This is a genomic window from Phocaeicola sp. (genome assembly GCF_048170425.1).
GTDB lineage: Bacteria > Bacteroidota > Bacteroidia > Bacteroidales > Bacteroidaceae > Phocaeicola.
In genome coordinates this window covers 1-5,650 of the sequence record NZ_DBEXBB010000303.1, presented here as the reverse complement: position 1 = coordinate 5,650, position 5,650 = coordinate 1, and the positions used below count along the sequence as shown (strand labels likewise).

Genomic DNA, 5,650 nt, shown 5'->3' with positions numbered 1-5,650 from the left:
AAAAACAATAAAAAAAACGCGTTTTACGATAAATACACAGAAAACAAACACTTCAAACGGGAAAATACATAGAACTGCAAGGAGATAAATGACCTTATCGCCTTATGTTTATAAAGAAAGAATGGATTTAATCTCCACCTCGTCACGGTGAAGCTGGGCAATAAGTTCTTCTATACTGTCGAATTTCAGTTCAGGACGGGTGCGGCGCACAAAGGAAAGACGCATCGGCTGCTGATAAATGTCAGCATCAAACCGGAATATATGGACCTCAATACTGCGATCGGGTCCGTTCTCCAACGTAGGCCGGTAGCCAATGCTTAGCATACCGCCGTACTCCTTGCCTTCAACACAGACACGGACGGCATACACACCATCGCAGGGAATCAGCTTGTCAGAATCGGAAACACGGAGATTAGCCGTAGGAAAACCTATTTTACGCCCCACCTGATAGCCGCCGACAACCGTACCGTCCAAAAAGAAATCATATCCCAGATACTCGGCAGCTTCCGAAACGTTTCCCTCCTGCAACAGACCTCGAATAGCCGAGGAGCTGACAGTAACCTCCGTTACCGATGTCTCCTTACTATAAGAATACGCGCGCGCAAGAAGCACCTCCATACCCAATTCGCGACCATAGTGCACATAGTCTTCAAAACCCTCGCTGCGGTTATGCCCGAAACGATGGTCGTACCCCACTACCAAAGCTTGTATCTGATAGCGATCCTTCAGTATGGACATGAATTCCCGTGCCGAAAGCCGGGCTATTTCAGGAGTAAAATCAAGCATCATGCAATAATCCACCCCAGTCTTGGCAAGCAGGGAAACTTTCTCATCACAAGTGGTCAATAACTTCGGATGATAATCGGCCTGCATCACTTTACGCGGATGTACCGGAAAAGTCACGACCGACGAAGCAAGCCCACGCCCGGCAGCTACCGCACACACTTGCTCTATCAGGTAGCGGTGTCCCCGATGTACTCCGTCAAAGAAACCGATAGTGGCTACACTTGGACGGGAACCAATGTCCGATGTTTCACAAAACAACTGCATGTCTCCAATCCTCGTGGGCCTTTGGCGTATAGGTAGAAATACCCAACGCCTCCGCTGTCCGGCAATTGGCCTCAGAATCGTCAATGAAAAGAGTCTCGTTGGGAAGAATACCGGTCTCATCCAGTACTTTCTGAAATATATCGGCATCCGGTTTTGCCATCTTCATCTCATAAGAGAGATAGATATGCTCAAAAAAGTCCTCCGCACGGAAAGCCTTGTAGCGAAACGCGTGCAGACACGACCATTGCCAATGGATTTCATTGGTGTTGCTCAGCAGATAGACCACATATTTTTTGCGCAGTTCCAACAGTAAATCCAATTTAAAAGTAGGAATACTCACTAGGAAACTGTTCCAGGCGTCATCTATCTGGGCATCAGTCACCGGTTTCCCTATCTTTCCACGAATCACTTCCCGGAACTCCGCACTGGTAATCAACCCTTTTTCATATTTCTGGAAGAAATCCTGCTGGTGATAGAGGTCCAACATGACTTCCACGTCCGGCAATCCCAGCTTTCTGAAATTCTCTAAACAGCGCTGGCGGTCCAAATCAATCAGAACTCCGCCAAAATCAATAATAAGGTTCTTGATTCCTCTTCTTTTCATCACTATTTCTGTGTTAAACGTCGGATAAGGCGAACCAGTTCACCTATCCACAAAACAAACGAAGTAGAAACGACAATCGTCATCCAAGTCATAAAATCGAGCGGCACTGTGCGGAATACAGCTCCACCAAACTGTACAATCAGTATCTGTCCGCCCAAAATGGCAAGTATAATCAGCTCCATGCCATAAGATTTAGAAATGCCCTTGAACGCCGAGTCCGAAGTGCCGAACACACGTGCATTGAACAAGTTCCAGAACTGAAGCATAACAAAGAACGTGAAGAACACAGTCAACCGATAGGTAGTCATCCCCCCCTCTTCACTGTTAAACCAGAAGAGCATTCCCATAAGTAACACCAGGAAGGCAGACCCCATTCCCAGAATGTAATACCTCATGGACTTGGTTATAATGAAATCCGTACTCTTACGCGGTTTTTCCTTCATCACGCTCTCACTGGGTGGAATGGACGCCAGGGCCAGGGCCGCAAACGTATCCATAATCAGGTTCACCCACAACATCTGCGTGACGGTCAAAGGAAGCGTCGTACCCACCAGTGAACCCAGGAGAACGATAAACAAAGCCACAAAATTGATAGTCAGTTGAAAAACAATGAAACGCTGTATATTCTTATATAGAGAACGTCCCCACATCACGGCCGTACCTATACTGTTGAAGGAGTCATCCAGCAACGTGATGTCGCTGGCCTCCTTGGCAACGGAGGTTCCAGTACCCATCGAAAGTCCCACTTGCGCATGGTTCAACGCAGGAGCATCATTCGTGCCGTCACCCGTCACAGCCACTACCGCACCTTTCTGCTGCAACAGTTGCACCAGACGCTGTTTGTCTGTGGGGCGTGCACGCGACATTATCTTCAAGTCCATCACACGGTCCAATGCCTCCTCATCCGTCAATTCGGCAAATGCAGCTCCCGTAATGCGGTTCTTTTCCGTATCCTCCGGTTTCCACAGACCAATCTGACGTGCTATCTCGGTAGCTGTACCCGGTGTATCTCCCGTCACAATCTTCACTCCGATACCTGCCGACTGGCATTTGGCAACGGCCGCAGGCACATCCGGACGGATAGGGTCACTGATGGCAACCACACCGAGGAACGACAAGTCATTTTCAGCAACCAATGACACACAATCAGACGCTTCCGCATCATCCACAATCTTGAATGCAAAGCCAAGTGTACGCATAGCCATATTCTGGTAGTTGAGCAACTGAGCCTCCACTGTAGAACGGTATTCCACCGCATCCACACGCTTGCCGTCCAACATGACATCCTTGCATTTACCCAAAACAATCTCGGGAGCTCCCTTCACATACAGCACCTTCTTCCCAATCAGGGGGGATTGCACCAGGGTAGCCATGAATTTCCTTTCCGTAGAGAAAGTCAGCTGGTCGATAACCGTAGCTTTCTCACGCAGCGCCAGATAGTCGCATCCTTGGCTGTTCAGCCAAAGCAGCAGTGCCACCTCCGTGGGGTTACCCACCCCTTTCGGCTTCTCGCCAGTCACCTCTTCTTCCAGGAAAGCAGTGGAGTTAGCACTGATACCTTCCATTACCAGCTTGCTGAGGTCATCATTCCCCAGCTGCCCGTTATTCTTCAAACCATAGAAATTGGGTTCATGCACCTGCATCAGATTTTGGGTCAATGTACCGGTCTTGTCGGTACAAATCACTGTAATGGCTCCCATCGTCTCGCATGCATGCATCTTGCGCACCAGGTTGTTGGTGGAGAGCATGCGGCGCATATTCAACGCCAGACTGAGTGTCACGCTCATCGGCAAGCCTTCGGGCACAGCCACCACAATCAGGGTAACTGCCATCATAAAGTATTGCAAAGTAGCCTGCAAGGCCGGCAGCCAATCACGGAAGGTATGAAATGAAGAAAAGTCATAGACCAGTACCACATCCTTTACAAAGAAAATGAGAAAAGCCAGACCCGCTACGGAAAAGCCAATCTTTCCAATCAGATTGGCCAATTTGGTCAACTGAATATTCAGCGGAGTAGGTTCCGTATTCTGTTCGGTACTTTGACGTGCCACTTTACCGATTTCCGTAGCATCGCCCACAGCCTCCACACGCATGGTGCCATGTCCGTCCACCACCGTTGTACCGCGCAAAATGCGGTTGGAAGCATACGTAGCCTCTTCGTCAAAGTCAGCTTCTACGGTAGTTTTCGTCACTACCGGCTCACCGGTCAGATTCGATTCGTTCACTTGCAGGGAAATGGCTTCCAGCAATTCACCGTCCGCCGGAACCTCTTCACCGGTTTCCAGCACCACTATATCACCCACCACTACATCTTTACGGGGAATCTCCTGCACATGTCCGTTACGAATTACTTTCACCAAAGTTTCTTCGTTCACTGCATTCAGCAGGTCAAACTTCTTTCCGGCATCATACTCAAAGAAGAAACCGATACCGGTAGCCAGCAGAATGGCTACTATAATGCCGATAGTCTCGGCATATTCATTCTCTACAATGGAAATAATCAAAGAAAACAGAGCGGCAACCAGCAATACCCTTACTACGGGGTCCTCAAACTTCTCCAGATACAATTTCCATAAGGAAGGCCGTTTAGGAGGCGTCAATAAATTTACTCCATGTTCGTCGCGGCTCTTCCGCACTTGTTCGTCGGTCAGTCCGACATGATAATAATCATCCTTTATTGCAGTCATGCAAGTCTTTAGGTTTAATTTTGGAACGCAAAAATACAATAATAATCCGGGAAAACAATACCTATATAATGATTAGTGATTAATTGACTGTCATTGATTCTCTTTTTCCCTCACCAGTTTCGGTCTGGTTGCAGGCTCCCACGGCAATGTGAACCAGAAAGTCGAACCTGCCCCTTCTTCCGATTCCACGCCTATTTCGCCCCCCAATTTGCGGACAATGGTCTGGCAAATGGAGAGTCCCAGTCCGGTACCGTTCTTTTCCTGCTTCAGCTTGACGAAACGTTCAAAAACATGTGGCAACTTTTCCTGGGGAATACCGGTTCCCGTGTCTTTTACGTAGAAATAGAGACCTTCCTCATAGAGTCTGAATCCGAGGGTAATACTGCCTTCCTGGGTGAACTTCAGGGCATTCGTCATAAAATTGGATATCACTTGTGCAAGCCGGTTTCTGTCTGTATGCATGGTATATTCCTTCTCAGAAGCCTCCCGGACAATCTGCACTCCACTACCCAGCTCGGCCACCCGCATACGGAACTGTTGTTCCAAATCGGACATCATCTGGTTGATGTCCACATCCGAGAACACAAATTCCAATGTTCCGGCTTCTATCTTCGAGAGGTCCAGAATATCAGCAATCAGCTGTTGCAGCATTTCATTGTTACTTTGCACAATTTCCAGGAACTGTGTCTTCTCCTCGTCTGTCGATGCAGAGGCCAGCAATTCCGAGAATCCGACAATTGCGTTCAGCGGGGTACGGATTTCATGGCTCATATTCGCCAGGAACACCGATTTGGAGCGGTCGGCATTCTCTGCCTTCTCACGTGCCAGTTTCAATTCAGCTTCCACTTGTTTCAGCCGGGTAATGTCATGCACGGTAATCACCATGCAGTCGCGGTCCTCAATCTCCATATACTCGCCGGAAACATAAGCATTGCATTCCGTAGTTCTGCCTTCGCTATCCCTAAGATTCAGAATAGCTGCCAAATCCGTGAAGTTCTTTTGCACCACAAAGGCATTCTCTATGGCATTCCGCACGGGGCAGTGCTCACACAAATCGTGAGTGCCGCAACCTCCTGCTGCCGACAAGGCATTGTTACAGCGCAGAATATCTCCCACCCGTCCAGTTTCGGCAGGCTTTACAGCTCCGGTAATATCGTAGTAATTGGTGTAGAATACAGTGAAGTCGCGGTTTATCAGCAGTACGTAGGCATGCAGATTCCGCATAATCGCCCTGAACAGCTTGTCGGTCATTTTCATAAAATGTTGTTTTAATAGAGAACAAAAATAAACTATTTTTGTTCAACAATAG

The 5,650-nt window shown here is 48.2% G+C and carries 4 protein-coding genes; all 4 read right to left on the bottom strand.

Annotated elements, in window-relative coordinates:
- Nucleotides 1–108: 108 nt before the first annotated feature.
- A complete protein-coding gene (locus tag ACMJ0U_RS11685; protein WP_057281406.1) occupies nucleotides 109–1,050 on the bottom strand; it encodes a bifunctional riboflavin kinase/FAD synthetase in 942 nt (313 codons plus the stop codon).
- On the bottom strand, nucleotides 1,034–1,654 hold the full coding sequence (locus ACMJ0U_RS11680) for an HAD family hydrolase (protein WP_005830542.1): 621 nt from the start codon (nucleotides 1,652–1,654) through the stop codon (nucleotides 1,034–1,036). The genes ACMJ0U_RS11685 and ACMJ0U_RS11680 overlap by 17 nt, the downstream gene beginning before the upstream one ends.
- Nucleotides 1,655–1,656: 2 nt before the next feature.
- Nucleotides 1,657–4,341 carry a calcium-translocating P-type ATPase, PMCA-type gene (locus ACMJ0U_RS11675; RefSeq protein WP_005830544.1) on the bottom strand — a complete coding sequence of 895 codons (2,685 nt, stop codon included), beginning with the start codon at nucleotides 4,339–4,341 and terminating at the stop codon, nucleotides 1,657–1,659.
- A 90-nt stretch (nucleotides 4,342–4,431) separates the two neighbouring features.
- Nucleotides 4,432–5,598: a sensor histidine kinase gene (locus ACMJ0U_RS11670; protein WP_098031790.1), complete on the bottom strand. Its 1,167-nt coding sequence runs from the start codon at nucleotides 5,596–5,598 to the stop codon at nucleotides 4,432–4,434.
- Nucleotides 5,599–5,650: the final 52 nt, after the last annotated feature.